The organism is Bacteroidota bacterium (assembly GCA_016714535.1).
Taxonomy (GTDB): domain Bacteria; phylum Bacteroidota; class Bacteroidia; order AKYH767-A; family OLB10; genus JADKFV01.
The window spans coordinates 1-19,124 of record JADKDR010000003.1 but is presented as its reverse complement, the minus strand read 5'-3'; the positions used below and the strand labels follow the sequence as shown (position 1 = coordinate 19,124).

Here is a 19,124-nt window from a genome sequence, read left to right as displayed (position 1 = left end):
GACCCGTATCAATAGTGGCCATCACGTTTGATTACTTATTCTTAGAAAGGTACTTATGCATTATGTCCTTATTAAAAACATTGGCATGCAAAATATTCAGATATTTTCTCGGTAGGAATAGTTACTGCCTGTGGAGTGGGCATTACTTAAATCCACAATGCTTTAAAGCGTAGTGTAGCCATTGTTCGTATTTCTTTTATTTTTCGGGCACGAAGGTGTATTATTTAGGGTGCATAATCAAAAAAAAAGTATTTTTTTATCAAACAACTGTTAAAAATGGGGGTATGGCTGAAAATTTTGATATTTATTAATAATGAAAGGATTTGTTATTCATCACAAATCATCATTGAATAGTCCAAGCCATATCGGCATTTATACCGATAATCTCTATCGATAGTTTTCGTGGTCAGTCAAATAGTATGAATGCTTTATTTCAAAATACCCTTTGCTTCATGCTTGAGAAAGAAGAAATTCCTTACTATTAAAAGAAAAGGGAACAGCTTTTGTGCTTGATTTGTTTTCGCAAACAATTTGACAGCGACCCCGACCTATGAATAATTTTTTGATTGGTGCAGGAGTTAGGAATAGGTCACAAGAAATATACAAAAGACCAAACAAGATCTGATGCATATTGCTACATGCAAGCTCATGAGCCATTAAGTGGATATTATGAACTAGAGGGTGCTGATGGTGAGGGATACCATATTGAAATTGCTAAAGCAATTACCCAAATTAAGTCTAAGGACAGGATGCTGTTAAAGAATAGCGTGATCAATATTTTGAAGAGATGGGGTTTACACTTTGTAATTAACGCAAGACTACCGTTTACTAACCCCGATCCGTTTGCGGAGGCCAATATAATCCTTGGTATTTTTTGTTGCGTTGGCCTTTAACATTTAGCACTGCCTTCACTCAAATGAAAAGTAGGTTTTTCCATTGCTATCCGAAGTTTTCTGGTCCTTGATATTTGCCTTTTACATTATAGTTGGTTTACTCACGCTGTCTTCCCTAAGCTCAACAATTACAGCCTTACCGGACGGTTGATAGAGTCGGTTATGTAATTTCGCATTCGGCCAAAAAGGAATTTTGCAACGGTAATTGCTACAACGCAACAAGCAGCCAGCCATTGAAATGTTGGCGCGATTTCCATCTTGGATAAATAATTTAAGCGATAAAAGTAGAAAAATTCATCGAATATAAAGAACAAGTTTTAAATGTTTAACTACTTGTTTGCCGCCTAAATAATTAAAAAATGAAATATGAGATTTTTAAACTTTTAACCTTAATGTTAGCTATGAGTATGTAGTAGATGCCATGAAGGCCAAAAATCACAGAACCGATTGTAGAATTAACTACAGACTACGGTAAATCAAAATCAAATTGTACAATGAAACACTAAACATCGTGACAATTTTTTATAACTTGCCAAGGAAGGATTTACGATGGAACCTTGTTTCATCGCGTAATTAAAGGATTTTGTGATTCAAGGTGGTGACCTAAGAAGGTAAAACAGCAGGACCAAGCGATATGCTTGGCAGTGGCGATGTTGGTTACACTATTCCTGCAGAGTTTAGCAAAAATCTGATACATAAAAAGGCGCGTTATGCAGCACGCACAAATAATCCCGAGAAAGCTTGAGTGGCTGTCAATTTTATATTGTACAAGGCAAAACGATGACCGATGCAGAAATTGGCATGATGGAGCATAAAAAGGCATTAAATATACTGAAGAACAAAAACAAGCTTACAAAACTTTAGGAGGCACAGCATTCCTTGATCAGAATACACGGTATATGGAGAAGTTATTGAAGGTCTGGAAGTATTAGGACAAAATAGCTATGGTGCAAACTGCCCCATATGACCGCCCAACTAAAGATGAAAATGATAGTTAAGGTTTCAGATTACCACCTACAAGTCTTATTTATAAGGGCGCAAATGCTAACCATTTGCGCCTTTTAGTGTTCATTAGTTTTGGCCAACGTAAAATATTACAGCAACATTCTCGATGAATACCATATACATTTGCCGCCTTGTATAGATAGAATTACTTTTTAATATTAATATTCGATAAATAGCACCTTCTGGCATGTCGTCATTCAGTACAAACAAGTTAACCGCAGCCGGAGTGCTTATTACCTTAGGCATTATTTTCGGAGACATTGGAACTTCACCCATTTATGTAATGTCTGCAATACTTGCCGGTCGCGAACTAAGCCGAACTAGTATTAGGCGGGCTTTCATGCGTCTTTTGACCCCTCATTAGCATTACCACATTCAAGTATGTTTCTTACCCTTAATAATGATAATAAAGGAGAGGGTGGAATATTTGCGCTTTATGCTTTGCTACGTAGATTTAAAATCAAATGGGTAATATTTCCTGCTATTATAGGTTGTGCGACCTTAATTGCTGATGGATTTATTACACCGCCCATTTCTATATGTTCGGCTGTCGAAGGCTTGCGCATCATAAACCCTGACATCGTATCGGTAGTGCCCATCGTTATCGTTATATTGATTATTCTATTCCTATTTCAGCAATTTTGGTACTAAAGTAGTTGGGCAATTTTTTTGGACCCATCATGACCTTGTGGTTTATCATGATTGGCACATTGGGCGTAATGCAAATAGTAAAGAACACCGAAGTGCTTACCGCGTTAAACCCTATTGGGCTATACATTTACTTTGAGTACCCCTCAGGTTTCTGGATTTTGGGAGCTGTATTTTTTATACTACTGGTGCCGAGGCACTTTACTCCGACCCGGTCATTGCGGCAAACACAACTATTCGTCTTGCATGGTCAAAGTGTATTGATTGCCCTGCTATTGAACTATTTTGGTAAGGGCCTATCTTCTCCAATTGCATTGATCAAGATTGTGCTGTAGGTGTACCATTTTATGATATCATGCCCAAATGGTTTTACCATTTGGTGTGTACTAACACTTTGCTACCATCATTGCCTCACAGGCACAATTACCGGCTGCTTTACCTTGGTTAACGAGGCCAAGAAACTACGATTATTGCCTAATCTGAAAGTTAATTATCCAACCATGCAGCGTGGGCAAATTTATATTCCATTTATAAACTGGGTGTTGTTGGCGGTTGTGTTACGGTGGTGCTAATTTTTCAAAAGCCTCTACCATGGAAGCCGCTTATACTTTGCAATAACCATTGATATGATTATGACCACCTCTTTGCTTATAAGCCTGTTTGTTATTAAAAGATTAACCGCATTGCCCTGCTCAGCTTTGCACTTTTTATTGGGTTTATTGAGTTTTCTTTTTCATTTCCAATCTTGATAAATTCTCTCACGGTGGGTGGTTTACATTTTTATTTTAATTGGATTATTTATCGTAATGTGGATATTTTACGAGGCACGTAAACTTCTAAAAGCATACGGATTTCGTCAGCATTGAAGATTATATACAACCCTTAAAGACCTGATGAATGATGATAGCATTCCCAAAGAGGCTACCAATTTGGTGTATTTAAGTATGACCCGGACAATAAAAATCAAATCGACTCAAACATTATTTATTCCATATTTCGTAAACGGCCAAAACGTGCCGATATCTATTGGTTTGTGCATGTTAATATTACCAATGAGCCCTATGGTGCAAATTACTCGGTCGCTACCATTATACCACAGCGATGTTTTTGTGGCAACTAATTTCGGATTTAAGTTGAACACAAGGTAAACCTGATGTTTAATAAAATTGTAAACGAGATGGTAGAAAACGGGGAGGTGGATGAGCTGTCACACTACCCTTCGTTGCGCAAGCATATTATGCCAATGATTTTAAATTTATTTTACTAAATACACGTGTTGCCATAGATGACGACCTTACACCCTTCGATTTATTTATAGTAAGGGATATCGTATAATTAAAACCATCAGTTTATCTACTGCCGAAGATTTTGGACTCGAAATTTCGAATGTGGAAGAAGAGTTGGTACCTATCAGAATTAAGGAGCAAGTGGATATTGACCTGGAGCGGAAAAAGGGGTTAAATAATTACTGCTATTATTTTGCTTTTATAAATTTCTTGGTTTTAATAGCTTGCCTGGCATCCACATTACTATCAATGAGATATACAGTCACTGTATAAAAGCCATATTGCCATGGGCCGGTTTGTAAGGTTGCCACATACCTGTCGGTTACTCCAAAATAATCGCCATACATCTGATGGCCAAACAAATCATTAATACCACTAATACCTGCGAGGGATTTTTTACCACAATCTCCAAGCGCAGTTCATCAATGGTGATATTAGGAAGCAAATCAAAATCGTATGGCTCGCAAGGTCCATCAACATAGTTGCTTAGGTGATAAGCAAAGAGTGCTATTTGGGGTTACGAATGTTTTTCATCACATCCACATACGGGATCATACTCGGGACAATTACAGCAAGTAAAAGGGATTGTCTATTTGGAGCGTGTCCTTGCATGGTATAGTTGTAAACTGGGCCAACGATTGAAAGCCCAACATTACAAACAGAATAGCATAGAGAATTCGCATTGAAAAAAGAAAATTAACTTACCAACTTGGCTTTTAGGTAATCCCGATTTAGTCGTGCAATATTAGTTACCGAAATTTGTTTGGGGCATTCGGCTTCGCATGCTTCGGTATTAGTACAATTGCCAAATCCTTCGGCATCCATGGTTTCAACCATGCTAATCACACGTTCATGTCGTTCTCGCTGTCCTTGCGGCAGCAAGGAATATTGCGAAACATTTGCGCTCACAAATAACATGGCCGAAGAGTTTTTGCAAGCGGCAACACATGCACCACAACCGATACACTCTGCTGCGCTAAAAGCGAGGTCGGCATTTTCTTTTGACACCGGAATAGCATTAGCATCCGGCACCGAACCGGTATTTACCGAGATGTAGCCCCCTGCTTGCTGAATGCGGTCGAACGCACTGCGATCTACCACCAAATCCTTAATTACAGGGAATGATGTTGCACGCCATGGTTCTATGGTAAGCGAATCGCCATCTTTAAACGAACGCATATGCAACTGACAAGCAGTAACTCCCTTTAACGGACCATGTGCACGACCATTTATCATTAGGCCACACATACCGCATATACCCTCACGACAATCGTGATCAAATGCAATAGGATCTTTACCTTGCTTTATCAGCATTTCATTGGTAATATCGAGCATTTCGAGAAACGACATATCCGCACTAACATTCTCTACCTGATATGTTTCAAAATTTCCCTGACTACCTGCAGTTCGCTGTCTCCATACTTTCAACGTAATTTTCATAACCGAAAAATTTTAATAAATTTTGCCTTGCAATGTTACATAACAATTCACTATTGCCAAAGTTTTTTAGAACTAAATACCTTGCGTACAATTGACTCGGTAATAAAACTTTGTTTAATAAAACGGCTAAAAACTAGGCTTAGTATCAAAAATAACAGCAATTGTAAACATGCTAAAAGCAAATCAATTGGACGTCACGGCTGTTGAGGTCATATCGATTTTTAAATCGGGTACGTGACTACGTGTATTGTTTTATAGGTTTATGTTGTTTCAATCATATTAAAGACTCCACTTATTAACGTACATCACCAGATAAAAAAAGTCACCTTGCAACATAACAGCAAATTACAGCTAGTGCTAAGTTGAAGCTAAATATGCTTTTGCTATTTGCAAAAGATGATTTCTTGTTTGTGCTTTATTTTTTACTGTAAACTATATACGCTTAAAAAATACTGGCATGATTGGTTGTTAGGTGCATTATTCAATAACAATAGAACGCATTAATATAAATTCAGCTCTAGTGTTTTATTAGCAAAGCATATTCCATCGGCATGAACTTATCCCCGCAGGTTGCACCTCAGCAGAGCCTGATTCCGTTTCAGTTCATGTTTGCAATTTTCAATCTCAAAAACTATATTTACAAACTGCTAAATTTTCCAGCCACATTCACTTGTTTGCTGAAATTAAAAAAGCGAGCATTGCTGCTCGCTTTCGCTAGTACTCAGGGGACTTGAACCCGCACGCCTGTTGAGGGCACAGGATTTTAAGTCCTGCGTGTCTACCAGTTCCACCACCCAGGCAAATGCCTTTATGGAAACAAAAAAAGTTATTAGGCAAGCTAATAACTTTTGAAGTGGAGCGGAAGACCGGGCTCGAACCGGCCACCTCGACCTTGGCAAGGTCGCGCTCTACCAAATGAGCTACTTCCGCTTGAAACGACAAGAACTATTTTCTAAATCGGGCTGCAAAAATAATTATTTTATTCCTACAAAATTTTTTTTTCAAAAAGTTAGCACATGCCTGTCTTTACAGTTTATTGTCCTATAAAATGGCTTTATGCTGAAGTTACTATGATATTGGCTATCTTTATTTCAAACTATTTACCGTTGGTTGTGAAATGTGCATTATACTTGCATCGTACTCTCAGATTTAAAAAATATATCGAAATGAAAAAAATTCTGTTTGTTGGGGTCTTTGCTCTTTTAAACCAGTTAACTATGGCACAATTAAAACCACTAAAATTTCCATTTTTAAAAATGGCAGCTACTTTATGCTCAAGGAAGGAGAAGTTAAAGTAAAAACAACCAATTCCTGATGGATATTCCAGAGCGCGCACCATGGGCACCTTTTGGATAAACCAGGTAATGACAATCGTGTAAAAATGATTTCGCTGCGTGATGATACCGTAAAGAAAAGCGCTATCATTGAAAGTACCAGCGACATGCTTAAAGCCAGTATAGGTAAAAATGTAACCTTACGCTATATGCATAGTAAGGAGATGCCAATACGCGAAATAAGCGGACAATTGATGTCGTTTAACCAAACTACAGGGGCTGTCAAATTGAAGGGAGGCGATAACAAAATAAACCTTTTGCAAACCGCCACTAACCTGATTGAAGTAACCAGCGATATTATAAGTGAGAAATTCAGCGCTGATAGCGTATATCGAATGATGCGAGGGTATCACTAACAAAAAATAACGACACGAAAGTAAATTACTTGGCCATGCAAACGGGAATGAACGGCAACCTCAGTATGTATTGAAACTGATAAACGATAAAGAGGCGCGTCTTGAAATGAAGGCTCTGATTGAAAATTTTTCGGAAGAAATTAAAGATGCCGATGTAAACTTAGTAGTTGGCAGCCCGCAAATGCGCTATGGCCTTGCACTCGATCCGCTTTACCAATAATTATCTCACCAATGTATACCAACCTCAATATGGTAACGCAAACAATTATATGTTTCAAAATGCCGCGCCTGCTATGGCTGCTAAAGGCATGGTTGCAGAAGCCGATGCCAGTGTTGTTGGTGGTGGGGAAGCATATAGTACCGAAGGCGAGAAAAACAGCGATCTCTATTTTTACCGCACCGGAAATATTGACTTACCAAAAACTCAAAAAGCATTATTTATCTTGCTTCGCAAAATGTGGATTACTGTATATTTATGATGCTTAGGTTATATGACCATGTAAATTATTGCAACACGTGTAACATTTACAATGATCCTAACCAAAAGTTTGAAGTTTATCATTCGGTAAAGTTTAAAAACAGCACTCCCGCCCCTATTACTACCGCACCGATATTTGTAGTTAGTCAGTTAGAAGACCCATTGGCGCAGGACGAAATTTCGTACACACCAGTTGGCAGCGAAGCCAGAGTAAAACTTTCTAAAGCAATTGATGTTGAATTAAAGAATACGGAAGAAGAAGTATCGCGCGAAGAAAATGCCAAGCGAATAAACAAAACGGTATATACGAAAGTGATTTTAAAGGGCACCATTAATGTTGCCAATTTTCAGGATAAAAAGATTACCTTAAACTTGAGCAAGAGTGTGCAAGGCGAAGTTACCGCAAGCGATGGAGGGAAAATAACAAAAGTACGCAGCGGATATCAGGGAGCATTAAATCCAAATTCTGAAATTAAGTGGGATATAAACATTGGAGTTAATGAAAAGAAAGCCATTACCTACACCTATGAGGTTTGGCTTCAGGTTTATTAATTTGAGTAAAAATATTTTAAGGGGCAACAAAATGTTGCGCTGCTTTTTTTTTGCAATAATGAGATTTCGAAACCCTTGGCAATTAATGTATTAAACAATGCAAACAGGCTTTGCGCAATCCATAATTAGCCGTATGTTAACAAGGACAGATTTTACACTTTCAGAAAATAAAGTACGTTTGCAATCCTTAAAACAATAAATAAATTTTATTCAAATGATGTGTTTCAAAAAAAGTAAGGGCATTGCTACTAGTTGCAATTTTTAGCACCGCCACCATGGTACGCGCAGACGAAGGATGTGGGTATTATCGTTTTTAAAATCTGAATGAGGCCGACATGCAGGCCAAAGGATGCAAGTTGACGGCTGATCAAATATACAGCATCAACAATTCTTCGCTTAAGGATGCTATTTGTCACCTGGGTGATTTTGTACCAGTGAATTAATTTCGGATCAGGTTTATTGCAACCAATCATCATTGTGGCTTTGGTGCCATACAGGATCATAGCACAGTGGAAAACGACTACATCACCAATGGTTTTTAGGCTATGAAAAAGGAAGATGAACTGCCTAATGAAGGCCTGTGGGTTCGTTTTCTGGTACGTTCCGGAAGTGTTACTTCCAAAGTAAAGAACAACTAAGCGACACCATGACCGAAGCTCAACGGACAGCCGCATTGCCAAAAATTTATGAAGCCATAAAGAAAGAAGCTACCAAGGATACCTGGTATGAAGCGGATGTACGCAGCTTTATAAAGATAACGAGTATTATTTGTTTATCTATGAAAAGTTTGAAGACGTGCGCTTAGTAGGAGCCCCACCTCGCAGTATTGGCGAGTTTGGTGGCGATACCGACAACTGGATGTGGTCTCGTCATACAGGCGACTTCCAGTATTTTCCGCATTTATTGCGACAAAGATGGCAAGCCTGCCAAATACAGCAAAGACAATGTGCCTTACAAACCCAAACATTTTTTACCGGTAAATATTTCAGGAATTAAAGAGGGCGATTTTAGTATGATACTTGGATATCCCGGTCGTACCGATCGTTACCTTACTTCGGAAGGCGTTGCGGTTGCTGTTGATCAGGTAAACCCTGCCATTGTAAAAATCAGAACCGAAAAATTAGATATCATAAAAGATGGAATGAATAAAGATAAAAAGGTGGCAATTCAATATGCAAGTAAGTACAAGCAATCAAGCAATTATTGGAAATATTTTATTGGGCAAACCAAACAATTAAAGCGCATGCGAGTATTTGATCAGAAACTGGAACAGGAAAACAGTTTGCATCCTGGTATAGTGCCGATGCAACCTGAAACAAAAATATGGCAATGCTATACCATCAATCAATGCGGCTTATAACGACCAACGTGCTATAAACCTAAATAGCACCTACCTGCGCGAAGCTGTATTGCAAGGTTCAGAAATTACTACGTATTCCTATTCGTTTAGCTCGCTCGAAAAAGTGCTTGACAATAAAGAATCGAAGCCGGAAGATATTAAGAAAGTAGTAGATGGTCTTAAAGAAGGAGCAAAAGACTATTTTAAAGACTACAATGCAGCGTTAGATCAAAAATTGTAGGCGGGGTTAATGAAAATGTACTACGATGATGTGCCCAAAGATCAGCTGCCGGCCGGTTTTACAGCATTGGTAGAAAAGGAAAGGTGACTTGATGAAATTGCTGAAGAGATTTTTGAAAAGTCTATTTTTGATAATGAAGATAAAGTAATGGCATTTTTGGAAAGTCCATCTTCTAAAAAACTAAAAAAAGATCCTGCCTACAAGCTCTCATCTGAAATTATGAACCACATGATGCTTAAAATACGCCCTGCTTCTATGGCTATCAACAACAAATTGAATGGCGGCTATCGCAGCTGGGTGGCTGGTTTACGCGAAATGAACCCCGAAAAAAAGTTTTATCCTGATGCAAATAGCACCATGCGCCTTACCTACGGCAAGATAATAACCTACGACCCTATGGATGCAGTAAAATATTCTCCATTTACAACACTTGATGGTCTTATTGAAAAAATGGACAACAGCAACGAAGAGTTTATTGTTCCTGACAAACTATATCAACTTTGGAAAGATAAAGACTATGGTCAATATGGAGAAAACGGGCAGTTGAAAGTTGCTTTTATTACCGACAATGATATAACAGGCGGCAATAGCGGGAAGCGGAGTTGTAAATGCTTCGGCGAATTAATAGGCCTTGCCTTTGATGGTAACTGGGAAGCAATGAGTGGCGATATTAAGTTTGATGAGAAGTACAAGCGTTGTATTAATGTGGATATACGCTATGTGCTTTTCGTGATTGATAAATATGCCGGTGCATCAAATCTTATAAAAGAAATGAAACTGGTTAAATAAAATCAGGGAGTAAATGTAAAATAGAGCGCACAAAAATTTGTGCGCTTTTTTTATGTGCACAAATTTGTTTCAGTTTATAGCTTATCGCCAAACTCTTTATCTGCTCTTTAGGATAAATGAGATTCCAATTATTAAAGCTAAAGAAACAGCCATAATGCTTCCCATAGTAATATAATCGTCTTTAGTAAGCACGCCCTTTTTACCTTTGAAAATAAAAAATGAAAGCATTGTTCCGGCAATTACCGATATGGTTATGATTGTAATTCTTCGCTTATCTGACATTGAGAATATATTTGCAACAAAAGTAGAACTAAAAACCAATTGTGATAAAGCTATAAATATCTATTGCGAATTTATCAACCAAAACATAAACATAAAAAAGTCAAATTAAAAACAAAGCCCCGTTAAAAACGGGGCTCATTTTTTTTTGGAATTTTAGGAATACTCCGAAACCTTACGGGGTTTCTTTTTATAATGGTGGCAATCTTACATGATTGCTCTTGTGGTGCAAGCCTTACGGGGCTTGTCTTTTTGGTGTGCGAGCCTTACGGGGCGCGTCTTTTTGGTGTGCAAGCCTTACGGGGCTTGTCTTTTGGTGTGCGAGCCTTACGGGGCGCGTCTTTTTATGGTATCGAAACCTTACGGGGTTACGTTTGTATTACTACCTTAGTCTTACGGGACCTTCGGTTTTTTTAATTCAAGCAATCTTACAGGACTGCTCACGTTGCCGGAATTTTATTTCCGTATGGTATTGCTTTTATCTATCAGCTTGTAGTTTAATTATATGTCTTACGCACAAAGATCTGCTTAATTGTTCCTACCTTCTCTTTTAACCTCAATTTTACAATTCGTTGACTTCCTTTTTATTCAACCATAACCCTGCTATCAGCATCATTATGTTTACTACTATTATTACAATCAGCAACATGGTTCGTTTATTTTTTTTCTATTAAGTAACGTTTTCAATTCATATGCCACCATCCTTTGAGATCCTGATTTTTCATTTTAAATTCCTTTTGCGAATCTCATTGATGTCATTGAACGATGCAAAGATGCATCGCAAACACAGCAGAGAAAAGATGGTAATCATGTGTTTTTTAAAATAAGGGAAAACCCTTGTTTGATCATAACCTTCAACTTACTTAAATAAGTATACACTTAAGAACGGCTCCATTTGTTGAACTTTAAGCATTTGAATTCCTTTTATAGTGACACCATTTTTTATCTGGCATTTGCGTAAATCAATTAAAGAGAAAACATTAGGGGGAGCAATTAATTGATTGAACAATTTCGAAAAGGGAAAGCCTGTTTAATCGGACCAGCAATTTTTCAAAAAAAAATAAACAATTAAAAAATCACTTTTGCTGATTTCAACTTTCAAAGGTGAAATCGTAAAGTGCTAGTTTATTCCTATTTGAACAGCCTACTTATGGCAATAATGGCATTTATTGGCAAAGTGCTCTCTTATCTATAAAAACAAAAGATAAAATCTACCAGCCTAAAAATCATTAATAACAATGACTTTATATTGCGTATTTGAAATAAATTCGCATCCTTGCTAAGGATTATTGAATAATCGCTTTTAATTTTCTTTGTCATTTTGAACACCTGAGAGTGAAACTAAACCTGATACTAATAAAAATTTAATATGGCATCAAAATTATCATTGAAGGTGTATCACCAAATATAGTGATTTTGGAGTGTAAAGCCGATTCGCCAATTGAATGATGTAAACGTATGTATATTTTTACACCGCGATATAGAAGAACTAGAATTAAAATTGAAAGAGAATAAAACCTGTATATGTTTTGGTCCGTAAAAAAAAATAATGGCCAAGTTAAATTCAGAATTGAAAAAGAACTAAGTACCATATTAAATTATTTTGTAAATGTATTTGCGCAGATATTTATGGATATAAATTAAAATCAGGCAAGTAGATTTACCCCACATATTAAAAAAATAATAATTAAATAAAACCATTCGCTGAATATGAAAAAGTTGATTTACATCTTGTTATTTATAACTGTTATTACAGTTAATGTAAATGCCCAAAGTTTGGGCGATTACCGTACTATTGAATCAGGTGCCTGGGAAGTGCCCGCCAACTGGCAACGTTATGATGGCGCAGCATGGGTATCTGCCATTGTTCCTCCTGATGGCACTAATAGCAATGTGATAACCATACGCAATGGTGATAACATAAATAATAACTCGCTAATCGTGCAGGCAGACCAGTTAATTGTAGAAGCGGGAGGTGGCTTAAGCATAGCTGAAGCCGATTTAATTATACTTGATGGAGCTGGTAATGATCTAGAAGTATATGGTTCGTTAACGTATGCCGGTGGTGGTTTAATTGTGAATGGCAACGTTGTAATAGAATCAGGTGCTCAACTGAATTGTGGCACCCTGGACGTATTTAACGGCCCCGGTAGTATTGATATTTTATTAGGGGGAAGTATGTTGATTTCTACCGCAGAAGATTTTGTATTAGGAGGCGGATTAATTATCAACAATGCAGGTGCAATTAACTGGGGTAGTGGATCGAGCGTAATTATTTTTCAAGGTATCAATACCAAAATTGAGAGTACAGGTATTATTGATTTTTCAGGCACAGGAAATATAGATTTTACCGGAATTAATAATGCAATAAATAATGGTGGTAGTTTATCCTTTAATAGCTCCATGGATATTAATGTTACAGGAGGCACAACTCCGGCCATAAACAATAGCGCAATAGGAATAATCACCATTGATAATAATAGTTTGATCACTTTAACTGCTGATGTAGTATTTAACAACCACGGAGCAGTTACGGTGCAACCGTCTGCTGAATTATCTGTAAACAATAGCACCGGAATTCATGATGGTACTTATACCATAGATGGAGACTTAAATGGCACAGTATATTTAGAATTTAGTGGGCCGTTATTTACTGTTAGCGGTTCGGTTGGATTGGATTCATTAAAATTTACCGGCAGCAGCAATCAGACTTTAACAGGAGGTGGAATAATTACGAATTTTACAATGCTTAACTCAAATGGTATCACGCTCAATAGTGATATAACCGTTACAGGCGCAATGGTTTATACCGATGGAATAATTACAACCGGAATAAATAATTTAAAGCTAGGGCCGAATGTTTCAATTGGTGTAAATGGCATTAGCTGGGTAAATGGAAATTTGGAGCGCGAAGTTGTAAATACCGGATTTTATTCTTTTGATATAGGCGATGCCACTTACAGGAATGTCTTTGATATAACTATGGATAATATTTTCACACCCGGTTTCATTACCGCCAGGGTAGAAGGTGCCGATCACCCTGATGTAGCCAATTCAGGTATTAATCCGGCAAAAAGTGTAAATAAGCATTGGAAAATAAATAATAACGGAGTTGGCTTCACTTCGCTAACTTCAAACTTTATTTGGGAAACTGGCGAAATAGATGGAGGGGCTAACCCGGCAAACTTTATAGTTTCTAAATTTGATAATTCAAGCTGGATTTTCGTTTCAGTCACCAATAATGGCAGTAACTCTATTTCAGTTACAGGCATAACCTCGTTTAGCGATTTTCAAATTGGCGAAGCCGCGAACCCTCCCACAAATGAGTACCGCACGGTTGCCTCAGGTATTTGGCCTGACATTGCTAACTGGGAAACATTTAATGGAAGTGTATGGGTGCCTGCAGCGCAACCACCTTCAGTGTTGGATAGCACCATTACCATCAGAAGCGGCCACACCATATTTGTACTTAGCAACCTTACTATAGATGAATTGGTAGTAGAAAATGGTGGCTCTCTCAGCACCAACAATGTAACGGTAACTGTAAACGATGGTCCCGGTGTTGATGTTACCTTTATGGGTGGTGCTGGTTTATTAGGCACCGGCATGTAAATACCGGAGCCTCCATAGATGGTAGTGGTCAGGTAAATTACTATGGACCAGAGGTAATTAACAATGGTTATATAGGATTGGGATTTGGGATATGGATGATAACGCCAATCAAACATTATCGGGTACAGGTAAATTCAAGCATCTTTTATTGAACACCCTTTCAGGCACTACGCTTACAAGCGATATGCATGTGGAGCAACTGTTCAATATCAATAATGGCATTTTACACACAGGCAACTTCACATTGATATTAGACTCGGGTGCAACGGCTCAAAATAATGGTAATGGCGATGACTGGATTGATGGCAATATGCAACAGTATTATGTTGCCGGAAATTCTTCGGCTTGGTTTCTTATTGGTGATAATGTTGATTACTATCCAATATCATTAACTGTGGATGCCACTGTTGGCGGTGGTGTAAGAGCCAGCGCAATAGCCGGTGATGATGCCAATATTAGTAGTTCGAATATTGATGCTGCCAAAAGTGTCAACCGTCATTGGAAAATAGATTCGGCAGGTGTAGAATTAAGCGGATTATCCGTAACATTAAATTGGCAACCTGCCGATATTGATGCCGGTGCCGACTGGAATTTATTTGAAGTATCAAAACTGCACGATGGTATATGGACACCGCTTACAGTTACTAACCGCACAGCAACCTCAATTACAGCAAGTTATACAGGTAATCAATTAAGTACTTTTCAAGTAGGTCAACCTGTATGCATTATAAATATTCCTGATGCTAACTTTTAAGAATGCATTGTTGGCAAATGCATTAATCAATACAAATAGTGATAGTGAGATAAATGTGCTGAAGCAGCTGCATATACCGGCCATATGTATATCAATGGATTGGCATTGCAGATTTAACCGGTATAGAAGCATTCACTGCGTTGATGGACTCCACTTATAGATAACTCACTTTCAACGCTTGACCTTAGCGCCAATACACAACTTCACTTACTTGTTTTGTGCAAATAATCTATTAACAAGTCTGGATCTAAGCAACAACCTATTGCTACAGACCTTGCTTTGTGGAGGTAAACTCTGATTACTAACCTTGACCTTTCAGCAAATACTGCAATAACATTTTTTAACAGCCCCGGTATGTAGGTTACCAATCTTGACCTGTCTGCACAAACAGGGTTGACATGGTTAAATAGTTAGCAACACTCTCTTCATTAAGTAGCTTAAATGTTCGTGAACGGTAACAACAGCAACCTCTACTTTCTTTAATGCATCAAGCTATCTGATGTTAACCTGCATACAGGAGACGATATCGCATACATGAACACTAATTGGAGTGGTGGCAAAGATGCTGGTGCTATCTATAGTACAAACTGCGCATGTATTGTAAATATTCCTGATGCCAATTTTAAATCAGCATTAGTTTCAGATTTTTCTATTAATACGAATGAAGATGGCGAAATACAATGCGCTGAGGCTATTGCATACACTGGTACCATTAATGTAAACTCATTAGGAATAAGCGATTTAACAGGGATAGAAGCATTTACAAATTTAACGGGATTGGATTGTTCTACGAATAATCTAACAGCATTAGATATTTCTTATAATACATTCCTACAAACAATAAATTGTGCAGTTAATTCAATTACTAATCTTGCATTTACAGGAAACTCCAATGTTCAACAATTAATTATTGGGAATAATTTAATTCCTGGAAGCATTAATCTTACTGGTTGTACCAATATGTTTAACCTTAATTGTGCTAATAATTTATTCACTAGTTTAACATTGGTTTCATCTATTAATTTATCAATGCTGCAATGTCAAGGGAATGCACTTACATCATTGGATGTTAGCAATAATACAGGGTTGTAATTTTTTGATTGTAATAGCACCATTACAAGTTTAGATTTAAGCACTAACACCGCATTGACAACTATCCTCTGTGCCGACAATCTACTCAGTTCTCTTAATATACAAATGGCTTCAACAGTAACTTGGTATATATTCGATGCTACCACCAATCCATTGCTCACCTGCATACAAGTGGACGATCCTAGTTACATGAACGCTAATTGGAGCGCGGGTAAAGATGCAGGCGCCACTTATAGCACTGTTTGCCCACTGCCCTGTATTGTAAATATTCCTGATACAGCATTCAAAAATGCTTTATTGGCAGATACATTAATCAACACAAATGGCGATGGAGAAATACAATGTGCTGAGGCAACTTCTTTTACAGGAGTAATAAGTGTTAGTAGTTTAGCAATTTCTGATTTGACAGGCATTGGGGCATTTATTAATATCACAGGTTTAAATTGCTCCAACAATAACTTATTAAGTTTGGATGTTTCCACAAATTTGAATTTGGTAAATCTAAACTGTGCTGCAAATAAATGGAGGGGCAGCATACAGCACCAATTGTTCGGCTCTTGTAATTACATGTGCTCCCGCCTTTACCGTTTGTCAGGATAATATCAATGGAGCTTGCAGTGTTGCCCTACTGCCGCCTATGCCTATTCAAGTTGGCCCTTCTTTTCACCGATAGAAATGTAGGCATATACAGAGTGAGTATTAATGGAGGAGGTAATGCCGCAGTGGTAGCACTGGGCCATCTGGTTTCATTAAGCTATTCAGTTGTAGCTAATTTTAATATCAATAATGTGTATTGCCCCGGTTGTATTTATCAAGGGTATATTGGAATTTGGTGGCACCTTCAAAACCCTTCAATGCGAGCCATCAATTAATGTTGATATTCCAATACATATCAGGGAGGAAATTTTGTGGCGCCATCAACCTCGAAAGTGTACTATTTGACTTACGATTACACATTAGATTATACCTGTCAACCCAGGTTCTTTAGTAAGACAACCCGGCCAATGCTATCTGTGTATTGGAGGGAAATTTCCTTCCCTGTTGTTGTGGGTGGTTCCGGACCAGTAACGGTTACCAATGATGCTCCATCTTGCTTCCCACTTGAACAAATAACTTAAATCATGGACCCGCCACCGATTCCTTAAACAACACTGCTACGTTGCACACAAGATGTAACAGTAACCCCTGCAACTGTTTATTATCGTGACAGGGATAACGATGGATTTGGAAATGATGGTCACGGGCTTACTCATGCTCACAACCTGCAGGATTTTGAATTGAATAGTACCGATTGCAATGATGACAATTCAAATATTACCAATTCGGGATGTACGGCATCGGCATTAATTTTGATGGGGGTGAACGATTATGCATTTGTACCCGGTGTGGTTACAAACTCGTTCAGCCAGAAACGTGGATTAAGGCAGATGAAGCCAAAGTGCATTTGTGTGGGAAAGTGCTGTTTCGGATCGGACCCAAGCTCTTGAAGGTTCAACCTGAAAATCTTCAATTTTGGTAAAATGATAAACACCAATGTTTCTACAGACCATTAGTGCTTGGAACGTGGAATCATATAGCTTGCACATTTGATGCACAAACTAAATTGCAATCTATATTTTTAAACGGTGTATTTGTGGATTCAGTTACTGCAATTGGTGTAACTGGTATTAGTAGTGGTTTATTTGTTGGTTCACGAGCAGGAAGTCTTGGATTCTACCCCGGGTCAATGGATGAAATGCGGATTTGGACTCGGGCATTAACAGCAGCAGGAAATTTCTGATCATTATGCTTAGAAATTCAAACACCACAAATGGTTTGGCCCTCAACTATCACTTCAATCAGGGAATTGCTTCGGCCAATAATTCTTCAGATAGTATTTTAATAGATGCCAGTGGCAATGGAATTAATGGAGATTTAAATAACTTTGCTTTGAACGGACCAACATCGAACTGGGTAAACCCGGGTGGCGTTATCACTGGCACTGCTTGTCCATGTATTGTAAATATTCCTGATACGGCATTTAAAAATGCGTCATGTAAGCATTAACACTACTAACTGCCGATGGTGAAATTCAGTAGTTCTGAAGCCTCAGCTTACACCTGGAGCTATAGATGTAAATAGTTTGGCTATTACGAATATGACCGGTATGAAGCTTACCGGTATTACCAGCTTAAACTGTTTCAAACAGTTTAACAAGTTTAGATCTCACGGCCAATACAGCACCGGTAACCTTATACTTGTCACTCCAACAGTATAGATACGCTTGATTTGTCTAACAATAATCTTAACCGGAAACTTTTTAAATTGCTCTTCAAATCCATAACTACATTAGATCTGAGTGATAATGGTTTATTGCAAACTCTTGATGTTGGCTTTAACCAACGTAAGTTTGATTTAACGGGTCCAAACTGCTTGACCTCAGCTACCCTTCAAGCCAATCAACTCAGCAGTATTGATTTATCTCAGAATACAGGTCTTGTTTATTTATCAGCCAACGACAATCCACTTACTTCTCTTGATGTATCAGCACTTACTGCTTTAACTCAATTTTATGCTCAAACAAGTCCATCACTTTCTAGTTTGAACACGCAAAATGGCAACAATTTGAACCTAACTGCATTCAATGCTACCAACTGTCCATTATTAACCTGTATTCAAGTAGATAGCCCTGCCTATATGAATACTAACCGGAGTGCAGGAGAAGGTGCAGGGGCTAAGATTTAGGGCAGACTGCAATTGCACGATTGCAATTCCGGATGCAAATTTTCAAACACTAACTCGTTAGCAAACAATGCAATCAATACAAATGCCGATGGAGAAATTCCAATGCTAAGTGAAGCTGCGGCATATACAGGAACTATTAATATTGCTAATTTGGGTATTTCAGATTTAACAGGTATAGAGGCTTTTGTTAATCTTACAAATTTAGATTGTTCAAATAATTTATTAACCAATTTTTGATATAAGCAACTAAACATTGCATTAACCATTTTGTATTGCAGCGGTAACCAATTAGCAAACATTAA

25 protein-coding genes, 1 tRNA gene and 1 pseudogene are annotated in these 19,124 nt (G+C 37.9%); 22 read left to right on the top strand and 5 right to left on the bottom strand.

Going from position 1 to position 19,124, the window contains the following annotated elements:
- Positions 1-1,964: 1,964 nt before the first annotated feature.
- Entirely contained in the window at positions 1,965-2,159 is a 195-nt protein-coding gene (locus IPO27_05830) for a hypothetical protein (GenBank protein ID MBK8846110.1), read from the bottom strand.
- Here IPO27_05830 and IPO27_05825 point away from each other — a divergent pair.
- The 4 genes from IPO27_05825 to IPO27_05810 are packed head-to-tail and all read left to right on the top strand — an operon-like array spanning position 2,086 to position 3,118.
- Entirely contained in the window at positions 2,086-2,262 is a 177-nt protein-coding gene (locus IPO27_05825) for a KUP/HAK/KT family potassium transporter (protein MBK8846109.1), read from the top strand. The genes IPO27_05830 and IPO27_05825 overlap by 74 nt on opposite strands.
- A gap of 17 nt (positions 2,263-2,279) precedes the next feature.
- The gene (locus IPO27_05820; protein ID MBK8846108.1) at positions 2,280-2,549 is read left to right on the top strand and encodes a KUP/HAK/KT family potassium transporter; all 270 of its coding nucleotides are present in this window, start codon (positions 2,280-2,282) and stop codon (positions 2,547-2,549) included.
- Positions 2,550-2,578: 29 nt separating this feature from the next.
- A complete protein-coding gene (locus IPO27_05815) occupies positions 2,579-2,881 on the top strand; it encodes a KUP/HAK/KT family potassium transporter (protein MBK8846107.1) in 303 nt (100 codons plus the stop codon).
- A 12-nt stretch (positions 2,882-2,893) separates the two neighbouring features.
- The gene (locus IPO27_05810; GenBank protein MBK8846106.1) at positions 2,894-3,118 is read left to right on the top strand and encodes a KUP/HAK/KT family potassium transporter; all 225 of its coding nucleotides are present in this window, start codon (positions 2,894-2,896) and stop codon (positions 3,116-3,118) included.
- 902 nt (positions 3,119-4,020) lie between these two features.
- On the opposite strand, the gene IPO27_05805 is transcribed toward IPO27_05810, so the two are convergent.
- From IPO27_05805 to IPO27_05795, 3 genes are all read right to left on the bottom strand, one after another.
- The gene (locus tag IPO27_05805) at positions 4,021-4,194 is read right to left on the bottom strand and encodes a hypothetical protein (GenBank protein MBK8846105.1); all 174 of its coding nucleotides are present in this window, start codon (positions 4,192-4,194) and stop codon (positions 4,021-4,023) included.
- A 334-nt stretch (positions 4,195-4,528) separates the two neighbouring features.
- Positions 4,529-5,272: a succinate dehydrogenase/fumarate reductase iron-sulfur subunit gene (locus tag IPO27_05800; GenBank protein MBK8846104.1), complete on the bottom strand. Its 744-nt coding sequence runs from the start codon at positions 5,270-5,272 to the stop codon at positions 4,529-4,531.
- 854 nt (positions 5,273-6,126) lie between these two features.
- Positions 6,127-6,202, bottom strand: a tRNA-Gly gene (locus IPO27_05795).
- 451 nt (positions 6,203-6,653) lie between these two features.
- Here IPO27_05795 and IPO27_05790 point away from each other — a divergent pair.
- From IPO27_05790 to IPO27_05750, 9 genes and pseudogenes are all read left to right on the top strand, one after another.
- Positions 6,654-6,962 carry a hypothetical protein gene (locus IPO27_05790; GenBank protein ID MBK8846103.1) on the top strand — a complete coding sequence of 103 codons (309 nt, stop codon included), beginning with the start codon at positions 6,654-6,656 and terminating at the stop codon, positions 6,960-6,962.
- Between the two features lie 70 nt (positions 6,963-7,032).
- Positions 7,033-7,182 (top strand): hypothetical protein, encoded by a 150-nt coding sequence (locus IPO27_05785; protein ID MBK8846102.1) that lies wholly within the window; start codon positions 7,033-7,035, stop codon positions 7,180-7,182.
- Complete coding sequence (locus tag IPO27_05780; protein MBK8846101.1) at positions 7,151-7,441, top strand: hypothetical protein; 291 nt, start codon at positions 7,151-7,153, stop codon at positions 7,439-7,441. The genes IPO27_05785 and IPO27_05780 overlap by 32 nt, the downstream gene beginning before the upstream one ends.
- A complete protein-coding gene (locus IPO27_05775) occupies positions 7,438-7,992 on the top strand; it encodes a hypothetical protein (GenBank protein MBK8846100.1) in 555 nt (184 codons plus the stop codon). The genes IPO27_05780 and IPO27_05775 overlap by 4 nt, the downstream gene beginning before the upstream one ends.
- Before the next feature lie 335 nt (positions 7,993-8,327).
- A pseudogene (locus IPO27_05770) lies at positions 8,328-8,630 on the top strand (S46 family peptidase).
- Positions 8,631-8,638: 8 nt separating this feature from the next.
- Positions 8,639-8,797, top strand: coding sequence for a hypothetical protein (locus IPO27_05765; protein ID MBK8846099.1), 159 nt, complete (start codon positions 8,639-8,641; stop codon positions 8,795-8,797).
- A gap of 30 nt (positions 8,798-8,827) precedes the next feature.
- Complete coding sequence (locus IPO27_05760) at positions 8,828-9,352, top strand: S46 family peptidase (GenBank protein ID MBK8846098.1); 525 nt, start codon at positions 8,828-8,830, stop codon at positions 9,350-9,352.
- Positions 9,303-9,572 carry a S46 family peptidase gene (locus IPO27_05755; GenBank protein MBK8846097.1) on the top strand — a complete coding sequence of 90 codons (270 nt, stop codon included), beginning with the start codon at positions 9,303-9,305 and terminating at the stop codon, positions 9,570-9,572. The genes IPO27_05760 and IPO27_05755 overlap by 50 nt, the downstream gene beginning before the upstream one ends.
- 96 nt (positions 9,573-9,668) lie before the next feature.
- Positions 9,669-10,361 (top strand): S46 family peptidase, encoded by a 693-nt coding sequence (locus tag IPO27_05750; GenBank protein MBK8846096.1) that lies wholly within the window; start codon positions 9,669-9,671, stop codon positions 10,359-10,361.
- Positions 10,362-10,457: 96 nt separating this feature from the next.
- Here IPO27_05750 and IPO27_05745 read toward each other — a convergent pair whose 3' ends face one another.
- Entirely contained in the window at positions 10,458-10,643 is a 186-nt protein-coding gene (locus IPO27_05745) for a hypothetical protein (GenBank protein ID MBK8846095.1), read from the bottom strand.
- Between the two features lie 1,707 nt (positions 10,644-12,350).
- On the opposite strand from IPO27_05745, the gene IPO27_05740 reads away from it, so the two are divergent.
- The 9 genes from IPO27_05740 to IPO27_05700 all read left to right on the top strand — a co-directional run bounded on the left by IPO27_05740 (position 12,351) and on the right by IPO27_05700 (position 19,059).
- Positions 12,351-14,252 (top strand): hypothetical protein, encoded by a 1,902-nt coding sequence (locus IPO27_05740; protein MBK8846094.1) that lies wholly within the window; start codon positions 12,351-12,353, stop codon positions 14,250-14,252.
- A 91-nt stretch (positions 14,253-14,343) separates the two neighbouring features.
- A complete protein-coding gene (locus IPO27_05735; protein MBK8846093.1) occupies positions 14,344-15,006 on the top strand; it encodes a hypothetical protein in 663 nt (220 codons plus the stop codon).
- Positions 15,007-15,540: 534 nt separating this feature from the next.
- The gene (locus tag IPO27_05730; GenBank protein MBK8846092.1) at positions 15,541-16,098 is read left to right on the top strand and encodes a hypothetical protein; all 558 of its coding nucleotides are present in this window, start codon (positions 15,541-15,543) and stop codon (positions 16,096-16,098) included.
- A gap of 105 nt (positions 16,099-16,203) precedes the next feature.
- Complete coding sequence (locus tag IPO27_05725) at positions 16,204-16,698, top strand: hypothetical protein (protein ID MBK8846091.1); 495 nt, start codon at positions 16,204-16,206, stop codon at positions 16,696-16,698.
- A 50-nt stretch (positions 16,699-16,748) separates the two neighbouring features.
- Entirely contained in the window at positions 16,749-16,970 is a 222-nt protein-coding gene (locus IPO27_05720) for a hypothetical protein (protein MBK8846090.1), read from the top strand.
- 680 nt (positions 16,971-17,650) lie between these two features.
- Entirely contained in the window at positions 17,651-17,878 is a 228-nt protein-coding gene (locus tag IPO27_05715) for a LamG domain-containing protein (protein ID MBK8846089.1), read from the top strand.
- Between the two features lie 5 nt (positions 17,879-17,883).
- A complete protein-coding gene (locus tag IPO27_05710; GenBank protein MBK8846088.1) occupies positions 17,884-18,144 on the top strand; it encodes a hypothetical protein in 261 nt (86 codons plus the stop codon).
- A 258-nt stretch (positions 18,145-18,402) separates the two neighbouring features.
- Positions 18,403-18,822 carry a hypothetical protein gene (locus IPO27_05705; GenBank protein MBK8846087.1) on the top strand — a complete coding sequence of 140 codons (420 nt, stop codon included), beginning with the start codon at positions 18,403-18,405 and terminating at the stop codon, positions 18,820-18,822.
- 12 nt (positions 18,823-18,834) lie between these two features.
- Positions 18,835-19,059, top strand: coding sequence for a hypothetical protein (locus IPO27_05700; GenBank protein ID MBK8846086.1), 225 nt, complete (start codon positions 18,835-18,837; stop codon positions 19,057-19,059).
- The last annotated feature ends 65 nt before the right edge of the window (positions 19,060-19,124 follow it).